At 55.1% G+C, this 25,024-nt stretch carries 23 protein-coding genes; 13 read left to right on the top strand and 10 right to left on the bottom strand.

Going from position 1 to position 25,024, the window contains the following annotated elements:
• Positions 1-10: 10 nt before the first annotated feature.
• Entirely contained in the window at positions 11-1,591 is a 1,581-nt protein-coding gene (locus tag V5D86_RS00195) for a mechanosensitive ion channel family protein (RefSeq protein ID WP_414594684.1), read from the bottom strand.
• 299 nt (positions 1,592-1,890) lie between these two features.
• Here V5D86_RS00195 and V5D86_RS00190 point away from each other — a divergent pair, with 299 nt between their 5' ends.
• Both V5D86_RS00190 and V5D86_RS00185 read left to right on the top strand, forming a co-directional pair.
• Entirely contained in the window at positions 1,891-2,604 is a 714-nt protein-coding gene (locus tag V5D86_RS00190; RefSeq protein ID WP_414594683.1) for a hypothetical protein, read from the top strand.
• A gap of 3 nt (positions 2,605-2,607) precedes the next feature.
• Positions 2,608-3,753 (top strand): heavy metal translocating P-type ATPase, encoded by a 1,146-nt coding sequence (locus V5D86_RS00185; protein WP_414594682.1) that lies wholly within the window; start codon positions 2,608-2,610, stop codon positions 3,751-3,753.
• A gap of 665 nt (positions 3,754-4,418) precedes the next feature.
• On the opposite strand, the gene V5D86_RS00180 is transcribed toward V5D86_RS00185, so the two are convergent.
• Positions 4,419-5,678, bottom strand: coding sequence for a chloride channel protein (locus tag V5D86_RS00180; RefSeq protein WP_414594681.1), 1,260 nt, complete (start codon positions 5,676-5,678; stop codon positions 4,419-4,421).
• 98 nt (positions 5,679-5,776) lie between these two features.
• Here V5D86_RS00180 and V5D86_RS00175 point away from each other — a divergent pair, with 98 nt between their 5' ends.
• The 3 genes from V5D86_RS00175 to V5D86_RS00165 are packed head-to-tail and all read left to right on the top strand — an operon-like array spanning position 5,777 to position 9,305.
• The gene (locus V5D86_RS00175) at positions 5,777-7,288 is read left to right on the top strand and encodes an AMP phosphorylase (protein WP_414594680.1); all 1,512 of its coding nucleotides are present in this window, start codon (positions 5,777-5,779) and stop codon (positions 7,286-7,288) included.
• Between the two features lie 32 nt (positions 7,289-7,320).
• Positions 7,321-8,331 carry a hypothetical protein gene (locus V5D86_RS00170; protein ID WP_414594679.1) on the top strand — a complete coding sequence of 337 codons (1,011 nt, stop codon included), beginning with the start codon at positions 7,321-7,323 and terminating at the stop codon, positions 8,329-8,331.
• The gene (locus V5D86_RS00165) at positions 8,328-9,305 is read left to right on the top strand and encodes a hypothetical protein (RefSeq protein WP_414594678.1); all 978 of its coding nucleotides are present in this window, start codon (positions 8,328-8,330) and stop codon (positions 9,303-9,305) included. Before V5D86_RS00170 ends, V5D86_RS00165 begins: the two co-directional genes overlap by 4 nt.
• Before the next feature lie 18 nt (positions 9,306-9,323).
• On the opposite strand, the gene V5D86_RS00160 is transcribed toward V5D86_RS00165, so the two are convergent.
• A complete protein-coding gene (locus tag V5D86_RS00160; protein ID WP_414594677.1) occupies positions 9,324-10,073 on the bottom strand; it encodes an SDR family NAD(P)-dependent oxidoreductase in 750 nt (249 codons plus the stop codon).
• Positions 10,074-10,196: 123 nt separating this feature from the next.
• On the opposite strand from V5D86_RS00160, the gene V5D86_RS00155 reads away from it, so the two are divergent.
• The 4 genes from V5D86_RS00155 (at position 10,197) to V5D86_RS00140 (ending at position 14,752) form a co-directional block, all read left to right on the top strand.
• Complete coding sequence (locus V5D86_RS00155) at positions 10,197-10,751, top strand: flavodoxin family protein (RefSeq protein ID WP_414594676.1); 555 nt, start codon at positions 10,197-10,199, stop codon at positions 10,749-10,751.
• Positions 10,752-10,766: 15 nt separating this feature from the next.
• On the top strand, positions 10,767-11,489 hold the full coding sequence (locus tag V5D86_RS00150; protein WP_414594675.1) for an ATP-binding protein: 723 nt from the start codon (positions 10,767-10,769) through the stop codon (positions 11,487-11,489).
• Positions 11,486-11,701 carry a hypothetical protein gene (locus V5D86_RS00145; RefSeq protein ID WP_414594674.1) on the top strand — a complete coding sequence of 72 codons (216 nt, stop codon included), beginning with the start codon at positions 11,486-11,488 and terminating at the stop codon, positions 11,699-11,701. Before V5D86_RS00150 ends, V5D86_RS00145 begins: the two co-directional genes overlap by 4 nt.
• Before the next feature lie 204 nt (positions 11,702-11,905).
• A complete protein-coding gene (locus V5D86_RS00140) occupies positions 11,906-14,752 on the top strand; it encodes a DUF3427 domain-containing protein (RefSeq protein ID WP_414594673.1) in 2,847 nt (948 codons plus the stop codon).
• 319 nt (positions 14,753-15,071) lie between these two features.
• Here V5D86_RS00140 and V5D86_RS00135 read toward each other — a convergent pair whose 3' ends face one another.
• The 3 genes from V5D86_RS00135 to V5D86_RS00125 all read right to left on the bottom strand — a co-directional run bounded on the left by V5D86_RS00135 (position 15,072) and on the right by V5D86_RS00125 (position 18,461).
• A complete protein-coding gene (locus V5D86_RS00135) occupies positions 15,072-17,402 on the bottom strand; it encodes a UvrD-helicase domain-containing protein (protein ID WP_414594672.1) in 2,331 nt (776 codons plus the stop codon).
• 289 nt (positions 17,403-17,691) lie between these two features.
• A complete protein-coding gene (locus V5D86_RS00130) occupies positions 17,692-18,162 on the bottom strand; it encodes a hypothetical protein (RefSeq protein ID WP_414594671.1) in 471 nt (156 codons plus the stop codon).
• Positions 18,163-18,308: 146 nt separating this feature from the next.
• Entirely contained in the window at positions 18,309-18,461 is a 153-nt protein-coding gene (locus V5D86_RS00125) for a hypothetical protein (protein ID WP_414594670.1), read from the bottom strand.
• Positions 18,462-18,691: 230 nt separating this feature from the next.
• Between V5D86_RS00125 and V5D86_RS00120 the strand changes: the two genes are divergently transcribed.
• From V5D86_RS00120 to V5D86_RS00105, 4 genes are read left to right on the top strand one after another with little or no spacing between them, the layout of a single operon-like run.
• Positions 18,692-19,819, top strand: a complete 1,128-nt coding sequence (locus V5D86_RS00120) for a pyridoxal phosphate-dependent aminotransferase (RefSeq protein ID WP_414594669.1) — start codon at positions 18,692-18,694, stop codon at positions 19,817-19,819.
• Between the two features lie 4 nt (positions 19,820-19,823).
• Positions 19,824-20,339: a hypothetical protein gene (locus tag V5D86_RS00115; RefSeq protein WP_414594668.1), complete on the top strand. Its 516-nt coding sequence runs from the start codon at positions 19,824-19,826 to the stop codon at positions 20,337-20,339.
• A complete protein-coding gene (mvk, locus tag V5D86_RS00110) occupies positions 20,339-21,304 on the top strand; it encodes a mevalonate kinase (RefSeq protein WP_414594667.1) in 966 nt (321 codons plus the stop codon). The genes V5D86_RS00115 and mvk overlap by 1 nt, the downstream gene beginning before the upstream one ends.
• Positions 21,301-22,272, top strand: coding sequence for a 4Fe-4S dicluster domain-containing protein (locus V5D86_RS00105; RefSeq protein WP_414594666.1), 972 nt, complete (start codon positions 21,301-21,303; stop codon positions 22,270-22,272). Before mvk ends, V5D86_RS00105 begins: the two co-directional genes overlap by 4 nt.
• Before the next feature lie 49 nt (positions 22,273-22,321).
• On the opposite strand, the gene V5D86_RS00100 is transcribed toward V5D86_RS00105, so the two are convergent.
• The 4 genes from V5D86_RS00100 to V5D86_RS00085 form a co-directional block, all read right to left on the bottom strand.
• Positions 22,322-22,942 carry a flavodoxin family protein gene (locus V5D86_RS00100; RefSeq protein ID WP_414594665.1) on the bottom strand — a complete coding sequence of 207 codons (621 nt, stop codon included), beginning with the start codon at positions 22,940-22,942 and terminating at the stop codon, positions 22,322-22,324.
• Positions 22,939-23,475 (bottom strand): flavodoxin family protein, encoded by a 537-nt coding sequence (locus V5D86_RS00095; RefSeq protein WP_414594664.1) that lies wholly within the window; start codon positions 23,473-23,475, stop codon positions 22,939-22,941. The genes V5D86_RS00100 and V5D86_RS00095 overlap by 4 nt, the downstream gene beginning before the upstream one ends.
• 188 nt (positions 23,476-23,663) lie before the next feature.
• Entirely contained in the window at positions 23,664-24,854 is a 1,191-nt protein-coding gene (locus V5D86_RS00090) for an NAD(P)/FAD-dependent oxidoreductase (RefSeq protein ID WP_414594663.1), read from the bottom strand.
• Positions 24,851-25,024 (bottom strand): DUF362 domain-containing protein, encoded by a 174-nt coding sequence (locus V5D86_RS00085; protein WP_414594662.1) that lies wholly within the window; start codon positions 25,022-25,024, stop codon positions 24,851-24,853. Before V5D86_RS00085 ends, V5D86_RS00090 begins: the two co-directional genes overlap by 4 nt.

Here is a 25,024-nt window from a genome sequence, read left to right as displayed (position 1 = left end):
GGCGATGGGATCAGGCGTCGTCGCCTTCCCTGAGCTTCCCGTCACACGTGTTGAGTATGTTGACGTCCAGCTTGTTGTAGGGGATCTCGATGTCGTTCTCCCTGCAGAGTTCGACGATCCTCGTCCTGATGTCGCCTGCTATGCCGCCGGTGCTGTCGAAGTCGTCGACGAACGCGGCGAGCCTGAACTCAATCCCTGACTCCAGCAGGTTGGTGAGCCTGGTCGATGGCATGGAGCGGGAACCGTCCTTGATCACATGGTCGTGCTCCATGGCGGCCTGGACCATGATCTCGCTGACCTTCTTCAGGTCGGAACCGTACTCGACGGTCACGTACACGAAGATCCTTGCATCGCTGGACTCCCCGGTCATGTTCACGATGGTGCCGTTGGACACCACGTTGTTGGGGATCGTGACGACCTGGTCCTTGTCCCAGTTGTCGAACTCGGTGAACATGAGCTTGACCCTGCGGACGATGTAGACCTCCCCGCCTATCTTGACGAAGTCCCCCTTCCTGAACGGCCGTGTGGACAGGAGGACGATCCCGCTGAAGAACTGGCTGAGGGTGTTCTGGGCACCCATCGTGATGCCCAATGTGATCACTCCGGCACTCAGGAGGATCCCGGTGAGGTCCACTCCGAACATCGCCAGTATGGCAGCCACCGATCCGACCGCGATGATCATCTGGCCGAGCATCTTGAACAGAGGTATCAGCGAGGAGTCCACACCGACGTCCGACGCGGACTCTATGCCCTTGAGGACAGCGGTGACGACGAACATGTAGACGATCCATGCGATGCCGGCGCAGATGACCACGTACAGGATGTTCGAGACGAGGCCGACCGCCTGGCATATGTCCGCCCCGGCACCGACTATCCTGATGCACTGATTGATGGCGACTATCGCGATCAGTGCCGTGACCAGCTTGGTCAACGACCTGCGGATGGCCTTCTTCTCGTCATCGCTCTTCCTGGTACCGACGACGCGCGTGAGCAGAGGGACCACGATGCTGGTGGCGATGATGGACACCACGATCCACACCAGGAGTGTGACGATCGCCGCGAATGCGGCCGATCCGAGGAATCCGTCGAGGGTGTTCGGGATCGCACCGAAGAACTTGTTGTACTGGTCGTCGGACCCGAACTCGGACTCGACGGTTATGTTGATGATGACCTCCTTGGTTACGGCCGTGACGCCCGTGTTGTCCGTGAACTTCATGGTCATGAGGCCGGTCTCGGACCCTTTCTCGACGTATTTGTCCGCAGAGACGGTGACCGCGAACTCTATGTGGGAGTTCGGGTCTATGACACTGCCATTGGCGCCCATCACTTCGGTGGCTATGGTGGTCACCCCGTCCGTGGTGCTCTTGGCACTGAACGCCAGCGGGTAGTCGCTGTTGTTGAACACTATCACGTTGAAGCTGGATGAACTGCCGCTTCCGACGGTCACGTCCTTGACCATCGTCCGGTCACCGTCTATCAGCACGACGACGTCGTCATCGACAAGCGCGTCGCCATCCTCGAGCGCGAGAGGGACGAGACACGATGCCAGAAGGACCATCGCCATCATTGCGAAAATCGATCTTCTATCCATGTGATTCACGATATCGCTCACCAGCACCAGGTCTGAATATTTGCCATTATGCAAGACCGAACCCGCCCAACCATCACAGGTCCCGGGATCGAAGGATAATAACAACCGCATAACTCATCCGAATGCGTAATACTTTTACTGTTCCATAATATTACTTAATCTTATTTTTTATTATTCAAGTGTTACCGTATGCGATTGCTTGCGACCCCGGTCGCACAGAATGAGATTTCGTATCCTCACGCATCCCCGGTCTCGGAACATTATAAATCCGGACAATCCAAAGCATATCGTCCGATATCATGAACGCATTGACCGACCTATGGAAGGATGGGATGAAGAGGTCGGTGTTACTCCTCGTCATATCCGGAGCCTCACTCGTCGTATCCTTCCTCACGGATGGGAAGCTTCCCGTGGATCCCGCATGGGTAGCCATAGTGATCTGCGGAGCCCCGATACTATGGGACGCCGTGACCGGGCTCGTCCTGAGGCACGACATCAAAGCTGATGTACTCGTGGCGATGGCCATAGTGGCCGCCGTGGCATTGGGGGAATGGTTCGCCGCAGGCGAGGTCGCCCTCATAATGGAGATAGGCGGGTTCCTGGAGGACTATTCCGCAGCCAAGGCCAGCAAGGGCGTGGAGAGGCTCAAAGGCATGTCCCCCAAGACCGGAAGGCTCGTCATCGGGAACGGGACGATCGACATCCCCGTGGACGACATACTCGTAGGACAGACCCTCCGCGTCCTGTCTGGGGATTCCGTCCCCGTGGACGGGGTGGTGACCCTCGGGGAGACCTCCATAGACCAGTCGATGATCACCGGCGAGTCCATGCCCGTCGACAAGAGGGTCGGGGACAGGGTGTTCAGCGGGACGATCAATCAGATGGGCGCGTTCGACATGGTGGCCGAGAAGGTCTCCTCAGAGTCCTCGTTCCAGATGATGGCGGCGATGGTGTCGTCCGTGGATGCGGACAAAACCCGCATGGTCAGGACCGCGGACCGTTGGGCGACCTAGCTGGTGGCCATCGTGGCGGTCCTGGCGGTCGTGACCTATGTCCTTACGAGGGACGTGTACCGCGCGGTCACGGTCATGATAGTGTTCTGCCCGTGCGCGTTCATCCTCGCCACGCCGACGGCCGTAGTCGCCGCCATAGGGAACCTCACCAAGCACGGCATACTCGTCAAGGACGGGGATTCCCTGGAGAGGATGGCCTCCGTGGACATCGTCGCGTTCGACAAGACCGGGACGGTGACCCTCGGGAGGCCGGAGATCGTGGAGGTCCACAGCGTCATGGACGAGGACGAGCTGATACGTCTGGCGGCCTCTGCGGAATCCGGTTCGATGCACCCCCTCGCCAAAGCGTTCGCGGACCGTTCCTCCGACCTGGACATCCGGACATCGCGCCCCGAGTCGTTCAGGACGGTCCCGGGATCGGGAGTGAAGGCGGTCGTGGAGGGAAGGATCGTCCTGATCGGGAACTCCAGGATGATGAAGGAGCATGGTATCGTCGTCCCGAACGAGGCGGAGGCCCTGCTGGGAAGGATGGCGGAAGACGGGAAGACAGCAGTGATCGTTGCCATCGACGACGCATACTCCGGCATCGTGGCCCTCTCGGACACCATAAGGGACGCATCCGCGGAGACTGTGTCGGAACTTATGGGGATGGGCGTCGACAGCCTGCTCCTGACCGGGGACAACGGACGCATCGCGGAGATCGTCGCATCGGAGATAGGGATCCGGGATGTCAGGGCCGGATGCACACCGATGTCGAAGGTCGAAGCCATAGAGGACATGCAGGGACTCGGAAGGAAGGTCTGCATGATAGGGGACGGGGTGAACGATGCCCCGGCCCTGAGGAAGGCATGGGTCGGCATATCCATGGGAGCTACAGGGAGCGACATAGCCTCCGATGCGGCGGACATGGTCCTGGTGAAGGATGGCATAGAGTCGATACCCCACCTCGTCTCCCTCAGCAGAAGGATGATGTCCAAGGTCCGCATGAACATAGCTTTCTCGATGTGCTGGAACCTGACAGCTGTCGCATTGTCGATGTTGGCGATTCTCGGCCCCGTGACAGGTGCTCTCGTGCACAATGTCGGCTCGGTGGTGGTCGTGGTCAATTCGGCCGTTCTGCTGATCTACGGAAAGAGGAGCAAGACATGAGAAGACGGGCCTCCGGATGCATGGACCGTCGGATCACGGCAGCGACGACCGCCGTTCGGTCGTCTTCTGCCCCTCTTCCCGAAAGACCGTTACAACATTCAGTCAAGAGGCCACGCGATCATGCGTCCATTCCTGGATGTGGACTCCCGTCTCCGCCGGATCGTTCGAAGGATAAACAGGATCGGATGATGGAATCAAGGAACTGGAAAACATACCGCTTCTAATAGAAATCATTATATAGTTATCTCGAGATATTTACTATTACCAAAATTTGACCAATATTTCGCAAGACTTGTTGGACTGACCAGAGATGTGAGGACCGCAGTGTGCGGTAACCGTCTCATGGAGGTTTTGGTTCCGTCAATCAAGACTGGCGTCATTGTCGCAAGGCATTGACAAAGGTACGCACCCAAAAGCGGTTAGGCTTCGGCCGGGAAGGGACTCCTCGACGAGGGGAGTCACTTCAAGCCGCGTATGGGTACCACCGGTGGAGACACCGACATAAGACGGAATGATTCCAAGAACCGGCCAACGCCGTGAGGAAACATGTTCACCAGCATCGCTGGATGGACTACCGGGGGTAAAATCCCCGGACACTTTCTCAATTTTACATCACGAGTGGTGTCTTCGTCCGAAATTCGTGTACCATATAGGTACACGATGAATCAATCCGACCCGCCGCCATCCGTCTTCTCTATCGCACCGATGGACTTCGGCAACGGCATGTACGATCCGATCACGGCCGCGACGGCCATGGCAAGCACCGCCTCCACAGGAAAGCAGAGGAACAGCAGGAGTACGGTCATCAAGGGCTGCCTCATCACGCCTCCGACCGTCGCCGCAGTACATGCGCACACGCAGAAGGCAGGGTCCACCCCGGAGACTGCGGCCATGCCGTAACCGATGGCTATCCCCGCGAATATTACCGGGAAGAAATGCCCTCCACGCCATCCGAAGTTCACGCACATCGCCGTCACGACGATCTTGACGAATCCCGTCAACAGTAGCACGGCGATGGTCATCGTCGGCCAGAGTTCCATGATCTCCTCCGACTGGGTCTCCCCCGAGAACATCGTGAAGGGCAGGATGACGCCGCAGACGCCCAGGATCAGTCCCGCCAGCACGGCCTTGGACACCGGCCTGTCCCCGGCCCTCTCCGACACGCGTGCGAATGCATGATGTAGGACGCAGTACAGCCAACCAGCCGCCGCCCCTACCAGGGCCAGGGGGATGAGCCACACGAGCTCGTCCGATCCGTATTCTATCCTGGGGAACCTGGGCATGGACATGCCCCCACCGACGTAATGCGTGAGAGCCAGTATGGTCAGGATGGCGCCCGCCACCGCGACCAGCGTCACTACCGCCCGGGACACCTTGTCGGCAAGGATCTCGTGTTCCCCGTGCACACGTTTCCCACCCATGGCGCCGGCGAATCCGTAGAGGGGCGCGGTGAATATCGCGGACACTGCGGCATACATCCCGAGCTGGGTCAGCTCCTTGAAATCGCTTCCGAAACGCTTCAGGCGGTCCCCGGCCCATGTGCACACCCCCGCGATGACCCCCGTCAGCCCCGCCTCCGGTCCCACGGACCCTCCGAACACCAGCGGGAGGAGCGCTCCCAAGGACATGCGTCCGATGTCCCCGTACTCGTACCTGCCCGTCTCCTTCACCTTTGCCATAACGGTCGGGAGCTCCTCGGGATACTGTCCGAACCTCTTGATGAAGAGCCCTATGACCAGACCGCCGACGAGGCACATGAAGACCGGGTACAGGTCGCCCAGATAGACGGGGACCCTGTCCCATATCGCGGATATGCCCACGTTCATAGCGAAGAGTATCGCCCACACCGCGACCCCGGCCACCGAACCAGTGACCAGGACCGACAGGAGAAAGATCGTCCGATTGGCGATCCCCACACCGCTCATAGGCATCCATGACGGTCATCGACTTAAAGGCGACCGTCCCGGGCATACCACCCCAATGCATAATGAACCCCTCCGCCATACCGCGGTCGGAGATACGAGTGAAGCTGACCATACGGGAGTACGACATAGCATCGGAGGCGTCTCTGGTGCTCCTCAACGGCAGGGACTGCGAAGTGCTGGGGATCGATGAGGGCGACCGCGTCATTGTGACCGGCGACGGTCAGACGGTCGCCGTGGTCTCCGTGTCCCGCACGCTGGTGCAGGAAGGGGAGATCCTGGCCACCCCGAGGCTACTCGTCCGCTGCGGTGCCTCGTCCGGGTCCGTGGTGGACGTCACTGCATCCCATGCTCCGGAGTCCGTTCGGCACATCCGCGGCAAGATGGACGGCGAGAGGCTCACGGGTCAGATGATCTCCAAGATCGTGGACGATGTCGTAGGGGGACACCTGTCCCAGATGGAGATATCCGCATGGCTCACAGCGCTCCATATAAACGGCATGGACCTTGATGAGACCGCGGCATACGCCAAGGCCATGGCATCCACAGGGACGGTCCTCTCCTTCGGGGACCGCAGGGTCTTCGACTTCCATAGCTTCGGAGGACTTCCGGGCAACAAGATCACCCCAGTGGTCGTCTCCATCGTGACAGCCGCAGGCCTGACGATACCCAAGCTCTCGTCGCGTGCGATAAGCAGCGCCTGCGGGACGGCCGACTTCGTGGAGATGTTCTGCAGGGTGGACCTGGACTCGGACGAGGTCAGGCGCGTCACCGAATCCGTGGGGGGCGTGTTCTCATGGACCGGCGCGACGGACCTGGGCCCTGCGGGGGACCTGTTCATAAAGGTCCAGCGCCCGCTAGGGATCGATCCCAGGCCCCAGATGCTGGCATCCATCATGAGCAAGAAGGTGGCGGCCGGCGCGACGGACCTCGTAATGGACATCCCTCTGGGAACGGAGTCCAAGGTCAGGAGCGTCGAGGAGGCACGCTCGTACACCAGGGACCTGATGGACCTCGGCGAGAGGCTCGGGATAAGGGTGGAATGCGCCGTGACCTATGCAGAGCAGCCTCTGGGCCAGGCCGTCGGCCCGATACTGGAGGCGCGCGAGTGCATGCAGGTCCTCGAAGGCAGGGGACCGTCCGATGTCGCCGAGAAGGCATGCATCTGCGCAGGGATGATCCTCGAGATGGCGGGGACCGTCGATGGCCACGGGGAGGCCAGACGCATACTGGGGTCGGGAGAGGCCCTCGAGAGCTTCCGCCGCATAGTCGGGGCCCAGGGCGGGGACCCGGACACAACATCGGAGGACATGGTCCCCGGGATGTACTCCGAGGACATCGCATCCCCCCGGTCCGGGTTCGTCAGGAGGATCTCCAACAAGGCGGTCGTCGCCGTGGCCAAGGCGGCCGGGGCACCATCGGACAAGGGTGCGGGGGTCATGGTACGGAAGAAGCAGGGGTCCAAGGTGTCCGAGGGGGATGTGCTCCTGACCGTCTACGCTGATTCGGAAGCGAAGCTACGCCATGCCATGTGCGTGGCGGATTCCCTGGAACCCATAACCGCGGAGGGGATGGTCATGGGACACATCGGCCACCGTGACAGAAAGAACTAAGACGTGTCCGATGTTCGAAGATATCGAGACCGATGGATGCCTCCGAGAAGAAGCTGCTGATGAAACGCCTGCATGAGAGCGTCCACAGGAACGTCGACCGCCTCTTCATCGCCGCCAACTACATCCTGGCGGTCCTGATGATCGGATACGGGATCCTCGAGCCTTACAGCTACACCGTCGCAGACATTGTCCCGGAATGGAACCAGATCATAGGGTTCACCGCCCTGGTGGTGTTCGGCGTCGCGATCATCCTGTTCAGCGGGAAGGACCTCATGCGCTCCGCGGGAATGTACGCCCTTGCGCTGGGCATATACAGGTTCATGTATGCGGCGCCTCACATCCATCGCGGGGAGGCCCTGTCCACCATCTACCTCATCCTCGCACTGATCGGCCTGAACCTCATCATCACCGGCATAAGCTACCTTCGTGGGACCACCCGCGGAAGGATAGTCATGATGGTGAGCACGTCCCTGCTCATCGTGATCAATGCCTCCACCATAATCTATGGTGTGCACATCGGCATGAGCCTCGTCGAATACATCCAGACCATGCCTGGAACGTTCGTCATGATCGTCATGTACCTGGTCCTGCTGGGGATATTGAACTGCGAACAGCTGAGGAGCAGGGATCTCATGGAGATCCACAACAGGACCCTCGACAAGATCCGCTGCACATGGTGCACCATGCCGAACGCGTACATCCCGAGGGATGTCGCCAGGAAGGTCGCGTCGATGTTCGTCGACCGTTCCGGATGGACACGGGTGTCGGATGGAGGACCGGTCGAATGCGAGTACCGCTTCCAGATAGGAAACCAGAAGGATGTCACGCACGTGCTGATGCAGAAATGGAAGGGATACGAGTCGATATTCCTGACCATATCCGACCACCTGGACGGCACCCTGCTCCACGCATACAGGTTCGAGGCCACGTCCGTCGCGGTGGAGAACGACGATGTCTCCAGCGGCACATGGATGCGTCTGAACTCCGATGTCGGGACATGCCTCGGACTGGAGATCAGGGATTCCGAGGAGGACCTCGCATGAATGACAGCGAGACGATCGGGAAGGTCCGCGTGGTGACCGTCCTCGGCGCGACCATGCTGGTGACCGGGATCTATTATCTGATCCTCCGGCTGATGGACTTCTCGGACGAGTTCGACGAGATCCTCGCCGTGGGATCCTATGTGGTCATAACGGCGGTCGGACTCTGGATCCTCATCCACAAGGAGATGCGGATGCGCGAAGGGGTCTACCTGTGCGGTCTCGCCATTGGAACCGCCATCGTCATGCAGAACCTCATGTTCATGATCCTGGACCTCGATGACATGACGTTCTTCCTGGAGCTGGGGTCCCTGGTGCTCGGCGCCATGCTCATACTGTTCGCCGCAGGGTTCCTCTTCGGATACCAGATCTCCTCCAAGAGGCTGCTCATCACGGTGGCGATCGAGATCCTCATAATCATCATGCCGATGTTCCTGGACTGGTACGTCAAGGTCGTACCTGCCCTGACGATCATAAAGGAGAACTATGTCCAATTCCCGCTCCTCATACTCTTCCTGGTGTACGGGTTCGTCCTCACCAGGGACGGCATCAGGAACCTCTCGGTCAAGGAGAGGATAGAGAGGAACCTGGATTCCATCGAGGGGATGTTCCACTCCGATGCGGACATGTACATGACCCCGGAGGATGCGGACCGCGTCATGGACCCCGGGGCATGGACGCGCATGGAGGGTGGCCCCGTGGAGTCCGAGGTCTCCGTCGTGCTTCACGGCGAGCATTCCGTAACGCTCCTCTTCCAGAGGATGAGGGGCGACGGGATAATCCACGCGATCGTCCTGAACAACGGGCCGGACAGCTTCATACAGGGATTCCGCTTCGACATATCCGAGAGCATCAGGAATGACGATTCCATCACGTTCTACGGCCCCAGAGGGGTCTTCACCAGGGTTCGCGTGTCCGAGGTCCCGGCCAAAAGCCGCAGGATCCCCCTTTTCAGGAAGGCCGAGCCCGAGGCATGAGACCTCGGGCACATGATATCACATCACGATGCCGCCGTCCACATTGACGATGGTGCCCGTGGTGAACGACGCCTCGTCGGAGGCGAGGTAGACATAGGCCCCGGCCAGCTCGTCCGGGTCCGCCATGCGTCCAAGCGGTGTCAACATCTGGAGGAACTGCTTCATCCTGTCATCGGTGAACTCCTTCACCATATCCGTCGCGACCGCCCCCGGTGCGACGGCGTTCACACGGATCCCGTACTGACCCAGCTCCTTCGCGCACGACTTGGTCAGACCGTTGATGCCGAACTTGGAGGATGAGTATGCGGTCTGCATCTTGCCGCCATATGTCCCTACCATGGAGCTGGTGTTGATGATGCTGCCACCGCCGTTGTCCCTCATGACGCGTGCGACCTCACGGGTCATCTTGAACGGCCCCACGAGATTTATGTCCAACACCGACGTGAAATCCTCATCGGTCATGTCGAGGAGGCTCTTTGTGGAGGTCACCCCGGCATTGTTCACGAGGACGTCGATACGGCCCCAGCGGTCCACGACCGAGCCGACCATGTCCCTGATCTGCCCCGTGTCGTTGACATCGAATCCAGCGCCCATCAGGTCCGCATCTGGGAACTCCTCCCTCAGGGAACCGACCGCCCTCTCTGCACTGGACGCCCTGCTGCCGCAGACCATGACCTTCGCCCCTTCCGATATGAACGCCTTGGCTATGGAGAAGCCTATCCCACGGGATGCTCCTGTGACTATGGCCACCTTTCCTTCGAGCCTCATGATATCACTTAACGGTGTTACATCGACCATTCTTAAGATGGTATTGCTCCGAATGGTCCGTGTTAAGGAAGGTTACAGTCCCGATGGGAATCGGTTATAATCGGACACCCCGATTACCGGACCATGATAGTGTCGATCATCGCCAGTCCGAGGAGGGACGGCTTCGGGACAATGCTCGCGCATGCGATCGGCGAATCCGCGGAAGCGGCCGGAGCGGAGGTCAGGGAATACCGCCTGAACGACATGAGGTCGTACCGCCAATGCCAGAACTGCTCGGCATGCAAGGAGAACGGAGGGACGTGCGTTCTGAAGGACGACATCTCCCCGATAATCGACGATATCCGCGATGCGGACGGGATCGTGTTCAGCACATCGATCAACTTCAACGACATGGACGGACTGTTCAAGATGGTCCTCGACAGGCTGTACTGCTTCCTCGATGCCAACGCGACGACGATAATGCCCAAGGGGAAGAAGATAGCCATAGTGGTCACCGCTGGAGCCGACGATGCCGGTGCGAACCGCGTCGCCACCGACCTGGAGAAGGTCATGACGCAGCATTTCTTCTGCGAATCCGTGGGGAGGATCGCGTACTGCACCTGGATGATGCCAGCGGGCATGCCCATCGACGATGATGTCCTGGGCAGAGCGAGGGAGATCGGCAGGATGCTCGCCTGAGACGGATGTGACGACATGAGGGAGATACACATAGACAGGAGCAGATGCGACGGCTGCGGCCTGTGCGTGAACGCATGTCATGAGGGGGCACTGGCACTGGTGGACGGGAAGGCGGTGCTGGTCAGACGGGACTTCTGCGATGGCATGGGCGACTGCCTGCCCGCATGCCCCCAAGGTGCCATCAGCTTCGTCGAGGTCCCCTCGGGGATATCGACGGTCCGTCCCGACATCCCGTTGGGTGCGGGACCCCAATGGCCGATACAGCTCGCCCTGGTCCCCGGGAGGTCCCCTGTCTTCGAAGGGTCCGTGGTATTCGCCGCGGACTGCACGGCATTCGTGGTCGATGATTTCAAGGGACGTATCCTGAATGGGAGACCGGTGGTCATCGGATGCCCCAAACTGGATGACAGGGCCAGGTTCGACAAGGTACTGGCTATGATCAGGGACAACCCCATCGACTCCGTGGAGATCGTCCGCATGGAGGTCCCATGCTGCAGATCGCTCACGGACATCGTCAGAAAGGCGGCGGAGCAGTGCGGGAGAGATGTCGAGGTTAAGGAGACCATCGTCTCACGCGACGGCTCGACGCTCCGATCGGTGATATCCCGGCCCCGTGCCCCCTCCCCTGGGACGGAACTCGTACCCCGTGAATCGCTGATAACATTGGATGAGATCCAATCATGCCCTCGCGCGAGATCGTCCTTGGAACAATTCACCAAAGATGACAGATTGATGTGATCGCCTCCGGGTCGCACTTGGACCTGTCCTTGGATGGCAAGGGTGGGAAGGACCGCAGTGCCCTCTCGCTGAACAAGACTCTGCAGAACGACGTCATAGAGAGACGTATCATGCTAGAGAGGGCGAACATCCATGTGAGCGAGGATGACATCGAGCATCATCCATTGTTCGCAGCCAGGTTCATCAAGGAGATGGAGACGAGGACCGATTGAATCGATGAACACATCGCAACACCACCGATGTATGATGAGATGAATGAATGACTGTCAAACTCATCTTTCGTTTTGTTTATTATAAAGAGCGAAGAAGCACGACCTCCATATTTTGCCTGTCGATTGTGCTTCTTTGCTCCTGTCAACACTTCCTTTTTCAAAAACAAACTTTATGCTGCATCCCCTCAATTATGCACATCGTACATGATCTCATCTTCTGTCCCTGTGCTGAAATCCAAAGAAAATATAGAGTGTAAACCCGCACTCATTTTCAACGACACCGACTCCAACAAAAGAGTTCTTTCCACGATTCAGCGCGAGCTCAAACACAGCTCCAAATTCTCATTCTCCGTCGCATTTGTCACAACTAGCGGCCTCAGCTGCCTCAAACAGCAACTCATTGATTCAAAAGAAACGATCAAAGGCAGAATCTTAACCACGGACTATCTTAATTTCAGTGATCCCCGTGCACTTCGGGATCTTCTCAAATTCAATAATATCCAAGTAAGGATGTACACTAAAGAGAACTTCCACACCAAAGGATACCTTTTCTACGAATCAAACAAAACCACCCTCCTTATCGGAAGCTCCAACATCACTCAAGACGCCCTCAACAAAAACAAAGAATGGAATGTCAAAATCACCTCTGATGACTTGGAAAACAAAGAACTCATCAAGCAAACCGAATCAGAATTTGAAAAGATGTGGGAAGACTCTGAAATCCTCACCGAAGAATGGATCAAAAACTACGAGCCCCGCCACATCAAATCCAAAATCGAGAGAGACCGTCAAATCTTCACCGACGAAAGATATCCGAACATAATCAAACCCAACTCTATGCAGGAAGAAGCTCTTCAAAACCTTGCTAAAATCAGATCCGAAGGAAAAAAGAAAGCGCTCCTAGTCTCCGCCACCGGAACCGGAAAAACATACCTTTCCGCATTTGACGTTAGAGAATCTGGTGCGAAGAAAGTTCTTTTCCTTGTTCATAGAGAACAAATTCTCGATGATGCCCGCAGAAGCTACCAAAACATCCTTGGACCCAATGTAAAAACTGGAAAAATCTCTGGTACTTGTAAAGACTATGATGCAAACATCATCTTCTCCACCATTCAATCGATGTCCAGAAAAGACGTGATCGAACACTTCAAACCCAATCACTTCGAATACATCATCTGCGACGAAGCTCACCACGCCACAGCATCCACCTACAACAGGATCATCGAACACTTTCAGCCCAAATTCATGCTGGGCATGACTGCCACACCCGAAAGGATGGACACGGGCGACGTCTTCCAAAGATTCGATCACAACATCGCCTATGAAATCAGACTCCAGGATGCTCTCAGAAAAGAGATGCTCTGCCCCTTCCACTACTATGGAGTAACAGACATCACCATAAACGGGAGAGTTCTTGAAGATGATGAGGACATTAATTCTCTCACAACAGACGAACGTGTGAAACAGATTATCGAAAAAGCCGACCTATATGGCTATTCCGGAGACCGTGTTAAAGGGCTCATATTCTGTAGCAGAAAAGATGAAGCCAAAGAAATCTCCGAAAAGATGAATGCTTTCGGACTGAGAACTCAGTTCCTCTCCGGCGAAGACAACATGGAGAGACGTGAAGAATGCGTAAGAAAACTCGAACAGGATGAAAACAACGAAAATGCATTGGATTATATCGTAACAGTCGATATTTTCAACGAAGGAGTTGACATCAAATCGATCAACCAAATCATCATGCTCCGCCCCACCGAATCCACTACCATCTTCATTCAACAGCTCGGCCGTGGTCTAAGAAAAATGACACGGGACAACAAAACCAAGGAATTTCTAGTCGTTATTGACTTCATTGGGAACTACAAGAGCAACTTCCTGATCCCAATGGCTCTCACCGGAGACGCCACAATGAGCAAAGAGAATCTCAAAAGGAGACTGATGACCGGGAACGAGTCCATCCCTGGATGTAGCACCGTTGATTTCGATCCCATCTCTAAAGAAAAGATCTTTGACTCCATAAACAAAACTACCAGCCTTGTTTCCATTGCCAAAAACACATACAAAACCTTGGTCAAAATGCTCGGATACGAACCTGATCTAAGATATTTATACAAAAACAGCAAGATTGATCCGGAAGTCATTATCGATAAATACGGCAGCCTGAACAACTTCAAAGAGAAACTCAATCTCAACAGCATCGATTTTGACGAAAATGAAGACTCTACATTGAAATTTATCTCCAAATCATTCATTGACGGTATGAGACCTCATGAACTGATCATTCTAAACGATATACTAGAAAAAGGTTCCATCACACTTGATTCATTCGAAGAGCAACTGAATATCCACGGTGTCGAATTTGATCAGGATTCCTTGGATTCTGCCATTTCCATCCTGTCTGGAACCTACTCAGACGAACTTAAAGGAAATAAATTAATCTCACTAAACGGGGGAGAAATCGAAATATCAGATTACTTCAAAAAATGCATCTCTAATCCATATATGAAAGAATCAATAATTGATGTGATCGAGTGCGGACTGTCCAAATTCGATAATGAATACAGGAATACATTTGATGGAAGATTTACCCCCTTCAAGAGATATTCCAGAGCGGACGTGTGCCGTCTGCTGAATTGGAACAACAAGAACGAAAGTGTCACAATCTATGGATACAGAGTAAAGAAAAATACCTGCCCCATGTTCGTCACATACAGAAAAGACGAGTCGATCAGCAAGAGTACACTGTATGAAGACCATTTTATCGACAGAAAGACATTCAGCTGGATGACTCGCAGCAACGTATCTCTAGATGGAAAAGAGGTTCCTCAGATTTTGAATCCTGACTGCAAATCATACCTCTTTGTGAAAAAAGATGATGATGACAGCTCAAAATTCTACTACATGGGTGAAGTAACACCTATTAGAGAATCTGTAAAACAAACAACCATCGAAAACGATGAGGGTAAAATGCTTCCAATTGTCAACATCCCATTCAGACTGAAATCTCCCGTCCCTGAAGACATCTATGATTACATAACGGGACAGTAAGTAACTCCTTCAACTTCGGAAGAATAACCTCATCCACTTCCATCCAATCAATGGAGTCTAGATCTTCCTAGAAAACCCATCTCGTGAAAATATGCATAATCCTCAGAACACAGTCAATAATTTGACCTGACATTTGATATTTCACAATAAGGAATCGGTTCCAAAAATTCAAAATCGTCTCATAGTCAGACAGCTTCACGATTTGGATCGATAATGTCAAGGCATTATATCCAACATTACCGAGTTAGAGTTTTGATTATGCAAAAAGCATTTACTCAGCCAAACACGAACTCATCCAAATCAATTAAACTAGATACCATCACTTTGAGATTTTTCTGGTGAATCTACATCCATCCTTATAATTGGAACAACCATAAAACTTGCCGCCGTTTGACTCCCTCACCACTAATACACCACCACACATTGGACATCTCAATACAGATTCGGGCTCCATTTGAGATCTAATCTCTTTCACAAAGATCGATTCCTCACCCCTTACAGAAAGCAGATATGAACATTTACGCGCCCTTGTCAGAGCAACGTAAAACAGCCTCCGTTCCTCATCCAATAGTGACCCCCCACCTTCCAACAAGATTTCCATGATCGGCTGTTCTGGTCTAAAACTCGGAAATCCTCCTGGACCTACCCTATTATTCAAAATGAATACATGATCTGCTTGCAGACCCTTTGACCCATGAATGGTCATGAACTCAATTCTCAACTCAGGTCTCTTTGCGTATGAGACATCAAACACCTGCCCATTCACACGTGGCTTCCACCTGAACATATTCCCATCCAAAACTACAATATCATGACGATATCTACTTAGGAAGAATATGGTATCCTCTGAAGATACCTTATCCAATGCATCTGCCACCACAGATGGTAATTGAGACTGACTGAATGTAGTCAGTATTTTCAATCCAGTATCTCCCCGTACACCTGCAGCCAAATCCTTGTGAATCTGCCGAGGATTATTATTCATAAACTTGCAACTAACCTCTAAAAGTTGCCCAGAAAAACGATAGGTTGTCTGAAGTTTACACACCTCAGATGGTCCGAAGTATTTATCAAAATCCAAAATGTAACCAACATCACTGCCGTTGAACCCATATATGCTCTGCCAATCATCCCCTACACAAAACAATGAGAAATCATCCGAAAATCTCATTGCGAGGATAAGGTTCATCCTAGAGCGAGAGATATCCTGAAACTCATCTATGATGACATATCTGTATGGGTGCTCATATGCCCCAGCCTTTATACGGCTCGATGCCAAGCCAAGCATATCCTCAAAATCTATCTCTCCTGCATCAATAAGACGCTTACAATAGCTATCATAAATCGGCTGCAGTACTCTCTCCAACCGCCGCATACTCATTCTCTGACGTATAGAATTACCTGATGGGTATGCATCCCATCCCCCGGCGCCCTTGATCAACAATATACATGTGGCCAGCTGTGATGTGATCCTATTAAACATCACATCCCTCCCACCGGTTATCTTGCAATATGCATCGTTCTCTGATGTAGAGGCCTTGATACTCAAACTACTAAGATAAGCCTCCAATCTATCAATAAGAATCCCTTCAGAACGTTCATACGCAAAGAGCTCAACCAATATCGTTCCTTTCTCAAAATGTATCCTACGCTTCCATTCCATTGATTCCCGATAAGAATCCTTTGGATTCCGACCGTTATGGCAGACCAATGTCGGAGCCACATTCCCATCACGATCTATTCCAAAATATTCAATATAGATATTAGTCCCGATTATGTGAAAATCCGGTCTATATTGCCCATGATCCTCTGTACGAGTATCATATTCATAATTTCCTTCATACTCATAACGAATGCCACTGATGTAGAGATAATTCGCAATATCTGCTTCCCCATAACTCTTAACAACCTCTCCCTTCAACGAGATGAGTGGATTCTCCTCCAAATATTGCCTACGATATGGATTGCTTTCCAAGTCATCTCCATCATACAATCCATCATGTAGCATATACTGGTTCAATGCAGCCATATACATCGGATCTGCCATGTTCTTGAGTAATTCTTCAGACACAAACTTCTGAAGATCGATAGAAGTTACTTTTGGCATTAAACCATCACATTTCGCGATTATGCGAATGCCAAGACGATGAAATGTAGAAACATCCACCCTACTGCCAACCACATCCCTTATACGTCTGTCTAAATCAGACACTGTAGAATTTGTGAATGATAATACAAGGATCTCATCGGCCTTTGCCTTTCCGGACAAAAGCAAATATCTCACCAAACCTACCACTGTGGAAGTTTTGCCTGTGCCCGCACCAGCTATCACCAAACGAGTGCGAACGTCCATCGCAATGGATGAGAGCTGATACAGATCTAAGTCCCGCCCCTCGATAGGACAGATTAGTCTTCTAATCTTCAAGGCCTCCTGTCTTGAGATATTTCTGTTATGACTGTGTACCTTCTCTTCCGATGCTTGATAAATTTCAACGAACCTCTTGTAGGAACGCTTAGATTTCCTACTCACCAAACCTATCCTGAAAAGCAGACTTTTGGTCTTCTTATGAACATCCTCATAAAGAGATGCATATCTAGATCTCCAATTGTGCACAGAGCAAGGTTCCACAAATGATTCTTCCCTGAACAAAGAATCCAATTCTTGAATGGCAGTGTACAACTTGGAGATCGAATGGCCCATCCTATGGTGTATATCAGACTACATTCTTTTCTCTTACTCGGCGCTTAAGATTTTCAATCCCTCGCCATCACTCGTTGGAACTTTAACCATTCCTCCCCATCCGATATCATATCCCTTGTTACGCCTTGTTATATCATTTGCATCTCCAGGTGGAATTGTAGTGATTTCACTACATTTCCAGACAACTGGATATCAACATGGGTCTACAGGGAAAGGTGGCCTCACGGCCACCTGTTTATCAGAGTGTTGGGTCCCTCTCCATAGTGGGAGGATCGAAAGTCCAGATGTACTCATACTGGACCTCCACATCCGAGGGATCGGTACCTTCCGGGACATCGTAGACATATGCGAATGTCGCAGAACCTCCTTCTAGTACGGTCACCAACTTGTAATCCGGGTGCGAATAAGTGTCGACGGTGGTGGTGTACGACAGACCGTTTACGACGACACTGGTGCTGAACGTAAGCATATTGGTGTCGAACCCGTCCTCGTAGTGGTCGTTGACCACCACCCATGTGACGATCGCGTAATCTTCTCCAGGAGATGATTCCTGCTCATATCCGGAACCGGTCATGAAAGAATCGACGACCTCGACATCATAATCGTAACGGACGTCAGCAGGCTTCTCTCCGCCATCCATAACAAGTGCTACGATCAGAATGGCCACGATAAGCACGGGCACCATGATCAGCACAGTCTTCCTGTTCATATTATCCTCTTGGCACCTCTTGTGGGACGTGCCAAATCGGATCATCATGTTATAAAATAATAACTGCTTGATGTTATCTTTGTAAATTATGTCATCTATGTTATTGAATATAGATGGAAGAACCCCGCCTCGCAACAGACCACGGATCAGAACTCGGGACCATCCACCACGATGAATATCTCATACTCGGAAGGATCGGAGGGATCGCCGCTGCACACATCGAAGATCTCATAGTCCCCGAGGGTCCCCTCGTCGACCGAAACCTCGAACTCCTTGGATCCTCCCCCGGTACCGTGCATCGCTGTCCCTGGACTGAGACCTGCATAGACCCTATATAATCGGGTCGGTCAAGGGTTACGGCCGCGCCCTGGAATATGTATTAAAGGAAGGCCTGTCCGGACCCTCCTATCGTTCGAAGCTGGCACATTGTACATGGCACATCCGGACCGGAATATCGTCGATAAACGACGTTAAGACTTAGACGCCCTAAGACCCAATCACCTAATAAGGCGTTCCCGATACACCGGACATGAAATCCTCCAAGAGGATAGACGAGATACCGATGTCGGGCATCAGGAAGATGTTCGACCTCGCAGGACCGGACTCGATCAACCTCGGTCTCGGAGAACCAGACCTGGCACCGCCCCAGGAGGCCATCGACACAATGTGCGCCGCCTCCCGTGACGGGAAGAACAAGTACGGCCCCACCGCCGGGATCCCCGAGCTCAGGGACTCCATCGCAGACTACTTCTCCAAATACGGGAAGCTTGCGGGCGGCAACATCATGATAACCCCCAGCGGGTCCACCGCCCTCCTGGAGGTCACCCAGGCCATGCTCGACCCGGGGGACGAGGTCCTGGTGCCCAGCCCCGGATTCGTCATCTACGGCCCCCATGCCAGCCTCGCCGGTGCGAGGCCAGTGGAGTACAGGCTGACAGGAGACGGGACGTTCCAGCCCGACATCGAGGACATAGAGTCCAAGATCACCCCAAGGACGACGATGATCGTCGTCACAACACCGTCCAACCCGACAGGAGGCGTCATAACCAGGGACTCCAAGAAGGCGCTCCTGGACATCGCCCGGAGCCATGACATCACGATACTGGCCGACGAGGTCTACTGCGAGTTCGTCTACGAGGGGGAGCACACATCCTTCATGGACAGCCTGGACTGCTCCGTCGTGGTGAACGGGTTCTCGAAGATGATGGCGGTCACCGGATGGAGGATGGGGTTCATCGCCGCCGAGGAGTCCATCATGGACGCCCTCATCAAGATGCAGTACCACGTTTGCGCCAGTCCCGCCATGCCGCCCATGTACGGCATACTGGGGGCCATGCCGCACCTCGGACCGTACCTGGACGAGGCCCGCACCGTGTTCAGGGCCAGGAGGGACCTCATATGCTCACGCATCAACGAGATCGACGGCATGAGCATCATACCTCCCAAAGGCGCGTTCTACGCATTCCCCACGTACGACAGGGACATCCTGTCACAGGACCTCGCCAACGAACTGGCGAAGGCGGGGCTCATCTGCACCCCTGGCTCCGCATTCGGATCGTACGGGGAGAAGCATCTCAGATTCTCCTATGCCGCGGATGAAAAGAAGATAGAGAGGGGAATGGACATATTGTCGGACGTCATGTCCCGCCAGAAGTGATAGAATGGCAGGAGAACTTGACCCCAACGCAGACCTCTTCGGCGGAGCCGACGAGCAGGATCCCGAAGAGGCGCACATCGAGCGCACCTTCGGAAGGAACCCGAACAGGACGTCCCTGATGAGCGACCTCTTCTCCAAGGAGATGATGGAGACCGTCATGTCCGACCCGGACCTACCCGATGAGGCGAAGCCGCAACTGATCTTCAAGATGACCGCCAACAGCGTCATGGACATCATCATGGAATCCCTCGACGCCGACATGCGCGAAGAGGTCGCCGCCGCATTGGACGGATATCTGGGCGTATGCATCGTCAACAAGAAGTTCGAGGTGGACATGTTCGGAGAGCTGTCCAAGGCACTCGCGACCGTCGATCAGAACGACGGGGAATCCGACGAAGACTATCAGAAGCGCCTCGGAGACATGGAAGAGGCTTGGTGGAGCATACCTCAGCCGAAGCTGAACGGACGCAACCCTAGCGATGCCATAACCGAAGAGGTCAGAAGGTACGGTCTGGACTGATGGGCGAATGGTTCACAGCATCCGCCCCCGGGAAGTTCGTTATCCTGGGGGAGCATTCCGTGGTCTACGGCAAACCTGCGGTGACGCTGGCAGTGGATCTCAGGATGACGGTCGCCGTCCGGAGGTCCGGATGGAACACGATGAACGGCGAGAGACTGGACTTCAGGAGACAGCCTCATCTCAGGTACCTCACCAGGGACCTCAGGCACGCCATCGATGTCCTGACGTACAGCGAGATCCCCGTCGGGTCCGGCATGGGATCGTCGGCGGCGCTGAGCGCCGCCATGGCCCTTGCCATATCCACCATGGAGGGCGACAGCCTGTCCGAGGAGGAGATCATGCTCGAGGCGTATGACGCCGAGTTCTACGCCCAGGGCAACGGCAGCCCCATGGACGCCTCCACCAGCGTCCACGGAGGGGGGATCTCCATCAACATGCCCGAACCCCACGGGAGGCATCTGTGGGACGTGGAGCGCAACGGGAGGAGATGGAGCTTCAACGACCTCTCCGTGCCCGAGATGACGTTCGTCATCGGGAACACGGGCATACGCGCACCGACAGGACCACAGGTGGACAAGGTCCAGAGGTACATGGAGCGGAACCACTTCGCACGCGAGGTCATCGACGACATCGAGAGGGTCACCATCGAGGGCGGGAAGGCACTCATGCGCAGGGACCTGGTCTCACTTGGAAAGTGCATGACCGAGGACCATAAGCTCCTGTCCATATTGGGCGTGTCGTGTGACGCACTGAACAAACTGGTCAACGCATCGCTCCCTTACTCCTATGGGGCGAAACTCACGGGGTCCGGGGGCGGAGGGTGCATGGTGGCACTCACCGACGAACCGGAGAAGGTGTGCGAGGCGATCATTTCCAGGGGCGGTACGCCCTATGTAGTCAGGACAGGGGGTCCGGGGGCGATGATGGAACCCAACCCTCCCGACAAGACGGGGCTGAAAAGATGAGTTTCGCAATGCTTCAGGAGATAGACAAGATCAAACGCGCATGCATACTATGCGGGAAGTGCACCGCAGCATGCCCGTCGTTCGCCCATGGCGGGATAGACCCCATGGAGATCATGGCAGGAGGGGAGGAGGGACTGGACCAGTGCATCGTCTGCGGGACATGCTCAAGGGTGTGCCACCGCTCCGATCCGTTCAGCGTCATACGCATGCTGATCGCCATCGAGAACGACATACACGTGTCGGAGACGTTCCATAGGACCGGGTACGCCAGACCTCCCGCAGAGGACAAGTGCGTGGAACCTGTATGGACGGGCGATGATGCGTACATCATGAGCGGATGCGTGGTGGTCAGCCAGGCCCCGTTCATAGAGTATGCGGCATCCAGGGCCATGGATGCCATCGGAGTGGGATCGTCCAAGATTCCAAGGGAGGTGTGCTGCCTACACCCGGTCCAGTTCATGGAGATGACCGAATACGACAGACGCTCGATCCGCAAGGAGATGTGCGACTCCGCGAACGGGAGGGACATCGTCACGCTATGCTCCGGTTGCAGCGAGGAGATGGAACCCGTAGACCCTAAGGTCAGGCACATCATCAGGTACCTTCACGAACACATAGAGTCCCTTCCCAGATTCGAGAATGCCGTCAAGGTGGGGATGGAGCCGGGATGTTCGGCGATGGCCCTGTCCAAGGAGATGAAGGCTGTCCTGGAGAGGATGAACTGCATCGTGGTCAATCATGAGAGAGGCTGCTGCGGCAAGAACGCTCCCGTCTCGGTCCCTCTGATGGAGGAACGCGAAGCGGAGTGCGAAGGCGCCGACGTCGTAGTGGTCGGATGCCCCATGTGCTTCGTCAAGTTCGATGCACAGGAGAACGGCATCCCCGTGGTTCATATCTCAGAGCTCGTGGCAGTTGCGGCAGGGCACAGGGAATCCCTGCAGTTCCACAAGATACCCGTGAAACTGTGAGTCTAGAACGGTGCCCGCCCCGACCCGAGATCGGCACCGTTCCATATTCTCAACGGAAGAAACTGGTGGACGTCTTCCTACCATAGACGGGGTGCCCGATGCCTTCCTTCTTCCCAGCCTCGATGCACCTGATCATCCAAGCCATATTCAGGCCTATGTTGCGCATGGTCTGAAGACCCTCCAGGTCCATCTCCACCTGTTCCGGTTCCGAACCGAACACATGATTCCAATATGTGGAGGACACGACGGGCATCGAATTGATCGTGAAGTACTTGTTCATCACATCCATCGATGCTGTGTTGCCGGCACGCCTGGCACTCAGGACGGCGGCGGCAGGCTTGAACGCCAAAGACCCTCCCGATGAATAGAAGAGCCTGTCCATGAAGGTGAGGATCCTTGCGGACGGGTGCGCATAGTACACGGGGGAACCGAAGACGAAACCGTCACAATCCCTGGCCTTCTCCGCGACCTCGTTGACCAGGTCGTCGATCACGCATTTGCCGATGCTGCGACACTTGTTGCATGCCAGACAGTCGGACATGGGATTGTTGCCTATGAACACCTCCTCCGTCTCGATCCCCTGGTCATGGAGGGTCGAGGACACCTCCTGCAATGCGCGCCCGGTGCATCCGTTCCTGCGCGAACTCCCGTTAACGACCATCACTTTCATCTTACACACCTCCCCATCTCATATGCATCCCTGAGGGCCTGTGTGCCCTCGATCTCCCCGATCTCGTAGACGCCCTTGCCTATGACCGTTCCCTTCTCCACGGACCCGTCGAGACAGTCGGCCAGACCGCGCATGCATTGGATGGTGCAATCCGCCACTGTCTCGGAATCCTCGGCGGCGGTGGCGATGTAGTAGAACTGCTTGTCGTGTATCTCCGTCCAACGTGACACGCAACGGTCGATCACGGCCTTCAACTGGGCATCCACGGAATAGAAGTATACCGGGCTTGCGAGGACGATGACGTCCGAATCATGGATCGAGTCCACTATGGCAGGGACATCATCATCGATCACACACCGCTTCTTCTCGGTACAACGGTAACAGGCCCTGCAGAACCCTATCCTCCTCGAACGGAGGTCCACCTTCTCGACGATGTTCCCTGACTCGATGGCCCCGCGCATGAACTCCTCGCACAATTTGTCGGAATTGCCCTTACGGGGACTTCCGGAAATGATCAGTACCTTCTTCGACATCTGCGTCACCGTTCCAAGGAGGAACGGACCGCGGAATCCCCGAATGTATTTAGGATGATTGATGACAGGGTCAGAATGGGTGCGGGCCCTGCACGATGCACCCCCCACAGGGTCGTGTGAATACCAGTGTGCAGAACGACTCCGCATCCGGGATCGTGTGGAAGGGGCCGGAGGCCCCTTGAGAGGTTTCAGATGAGGTCCTCGAACCCTTCGACGACCTGGGGGAACTTCTCCTTGACGGCCTTCAGAAGGTTGTACACGTTGACCTCGCCGATGTCGGCGGTCTTGATCATCTGGATCAACTGATCGATGGTCTCATCGTCCAGGGAGGCGAGCTTCTCCTTCGCCATGAAGTTCCTGTAGAGCTTGTCCTCCATCCTGTCGCGCCACATCTTCTCGTATGCCATGAGGGCCTTCTTGGAGAAGTCGTCGCTCTTGGCGCACTCCACGATGACCTTGCCTGCATACATGCCGGTGCGGCATGCGTGGGCGATGCCACCTCCTGTGATGGGGTCGATGATCCTCGCGGCATCGCCGACGAGGACGATGTTGTCATCCACTGAACAGTCCAGCCCGGGACAGGTCGAGACGAATCCTCCCATGATCTCCAGGCACTGACCCTTGTTGAGACGGGGGTCCTTGGCGATGAAGTCGTCGAGGTAGCGCTTGGCATCCCCATCTCCCTTGCACAGCCTTCCCATGACGCCTATGCCGACATTGGCGACACCGTTGCCCTTGGGGAATATCCATACGTATCCTCCGGGTGCGACGGACCCTATGGTGAACTCGCAGTAGTCGGGGGCCACATCGATGTTGCACATCCTGTACTGGATGCAGGAGTCGATGTCGCTGAGCTTGAGGGTGGTGTCGATCCCGGCCCACCTTCCGACCTGGCTCTCGTATCCGTCGGCGGCCACGACGACCTTGGCACGGATCTCGATCTCCTCGCCCATGCTCCTGGCCTTGACGCCCACGATCTTGCCGTCCTCACGGATTATGCCCGTGGCGGAGGTGCGCAGCATGATCTGTGCCCCGGCCTCCGCGGCCTTCTTCGCAAGGGCCTTGTCGAACAGATGCCTCTCGAGGACGTATCCGACCTCGGCACCGGCCTTGGACTCGTCGAGCTGGAACGTGGTCCCCTGGGGAGACTTGATGATCGCTCCCTTCATGTCGCCGCGGATCCATGAGGGGTCGGGTTCGATGCCGACCTCCTGGAGCCACTTCTTGGACACTCCCTCGGCACACCTGAGGGGAGCCCCGATCTCGGCCTTCTTCTCGATGAGTATGGTCTTCAGCCCTCCCTCGGCGCAGTACCTTGCGGCCATGCTCCCTCCGGGGCCTGCCCCGACCACCACGACGTCACACTCGTAGGTGTTCATACCTTGGCCTCCAGTTTGAGTGCAGAGACGGGACACAGCTTGACACAGCGCCCGCACCTGTTGCAGTCATCGTTGAACTCCAGAACGAAATCGTTCAGGAATATGGCGTTCTGGGGGCACGATCCGACGCATCCCCCGCAGTGCAGACATTTGTTGAGGTCCACTATCAT

Origin of the sequence: Candidatus Methanoprimaticola sp. MG2 (genome assembly GCF_047501175.1) — an archaeon.
Lineage (GTDB): Archaea > Thermoplasmatota > Thermoplasmata > Methanomassiliicoccales > Methanomethylophilaceae > Methanoprimaticola.
The sequence above is the reverse complement of the archived record's forward strand: the minus strand, read 5'-3'. Positions and strand labels throughout refer to the sequence as shown.

What these genes read in the sequence shown, in the direction of transcription:
- V5D86_RS00115 (WP_414594668.1), top strand. Translation starts at nt 19,824, where the DNA reads ATGGCAGGAGAACTTGACCCCAACGCAGACCTCTTCGGCGGAGCCGAC.
- V5D86_RS00180 (WP_414594681.1), bottom strand. Translation starts at nt 5,678, where the DNA reads ATGAGCGGTGTGGGGATCGCCAATCGGACGATCTTTCTCCTGTCGGTC.
- V5D86_RS00160 (WP_414594677.1), bottom strand. Translation starts at nt 10,073, where the DNA reads ATGAGGCTCGAAGGAAAGGTGGCCATAGTCACAGGAGCATCCCGTGGG.
- V5D86_RS00195 (WP_414594684.1), bottom strand. Translation starts at nt 1,591, where the DNA reads ATGGATAGAAGATCGATTTTCGCAATGATGGCGATGGTCCTTCTGGCA.
- V5D86_RS00085 (WP_414594662.1), bottom strand. Translation starts at nt 25,024, where the DNA reads ATGATAGTGGACCTCAACAAATGTCTGCACTGCGGGGGATGCGTCGGA.
- V5D86_RS00170 (WP_414594679.1), top strand. Translation starts at nt 7,321, where the DNA reads ATGGATGCCTCCGAGAAGAAGCTGCTGATGAAACGCCTGCATGAGAGC.
- V5D86_RS00150 (WP_414594675.1), top strand. Translation starts at nt 10,767, where the DNA reads ATGAGGGAGATACACATAGACAGGAGCAGATGCGACGGCTGCGGCCTG.
- V5D86_RS00130 (WP_414594671.1), bottom strand. Translation starts at nt 18,162, where the DNA reads ATGAACAGGAAGACTGTGCTGATCATGGTGCCCGTGCTTATCGTGGCC.
- V5D86_RS00095 (WP_414594664.1), bottom strand. Translation starts at nt 23,475, where the DNA reads ATGTCGAAGAAGGTACTGATCATTTCCGGAAGTCCCCGTAAGGGCAAT.
- V5D86_RS00100 (WP_414594665.1), bottom strand. Translation starts at nt 22,942, where the DNA reads ATGAAAGTGATGGTCGTTAACGGGAGTTCGCGCAGGAACGGATGCACC.
- V5D86_RS00090 (WP_414594663.1), bottom strand. Translation starts at nt 24,854, where the DNA reads ATGAACACCTACGAGTGTGACGTCGTGGTGGTCGGGGCAGGCCCCGGA.
- mvk (WP_414594667.1), top strand. Translation starts at nt 20,339, where the DNA reads ATGGGCGAATGGTTCACAGCATCCGCCCCCGGGAAGTTCGTTATCCTG.
- V5D86_RS00120 (WP_414594669.1), top strand. Translation starts at nt 18,692, where the DNA reads ATGAAATCCTCCAAGAGGATAGACGAGATACCGATGTCGGGCATCAGG.
- V5D86_RS00190 (WP_414594683.1), top strand. Translation starts at nt 1,891, where the DNA reads ATGAACGCATTGACCGACCTATGGAAGGATGGGATGAAGAGGTCGGTG.
- V5D86_RS00165 (WP_414594678.1), top strand. Translation starts at nt 8,328, where the DNA reads ATGAATGACAGCGAGACGATCGGGAAGGTCCGCGTGGTGACCGTCCTC.
- V5D86_RS00140 (WP_414594673.1), top strand. Translation starts at nt 11,906, where the DNA reads ATGATCTCATCTTCTGTCCCTGTGCTGAAATCCAAAGAAAATATAGAG.
- V5D86_RS00155 (WP_414594676.1), top strand. Translation starts at nt 10,197, where the DNA reads ATGATAGTGTCGATCATCGCCAGTCCGAGGAGGGACGGCTTCGGGACA.
- V5D86_RS00105 (WP_414594666.1), top strand. Translation starts at nt 21,301, where the DNA reads ATGAGTTTCGCAATGCTTCAGGAGATAGACAAGATCAAACGCGCATGC.
- V5D86_RS00125 (WP_414594670.1), bottom strand. Translation starts at nt 18,461, where the DNA reads ATGCACGGTACCGGGGGAGGATCCAAGGAGTTCGAGGTTTCGGTCGAC.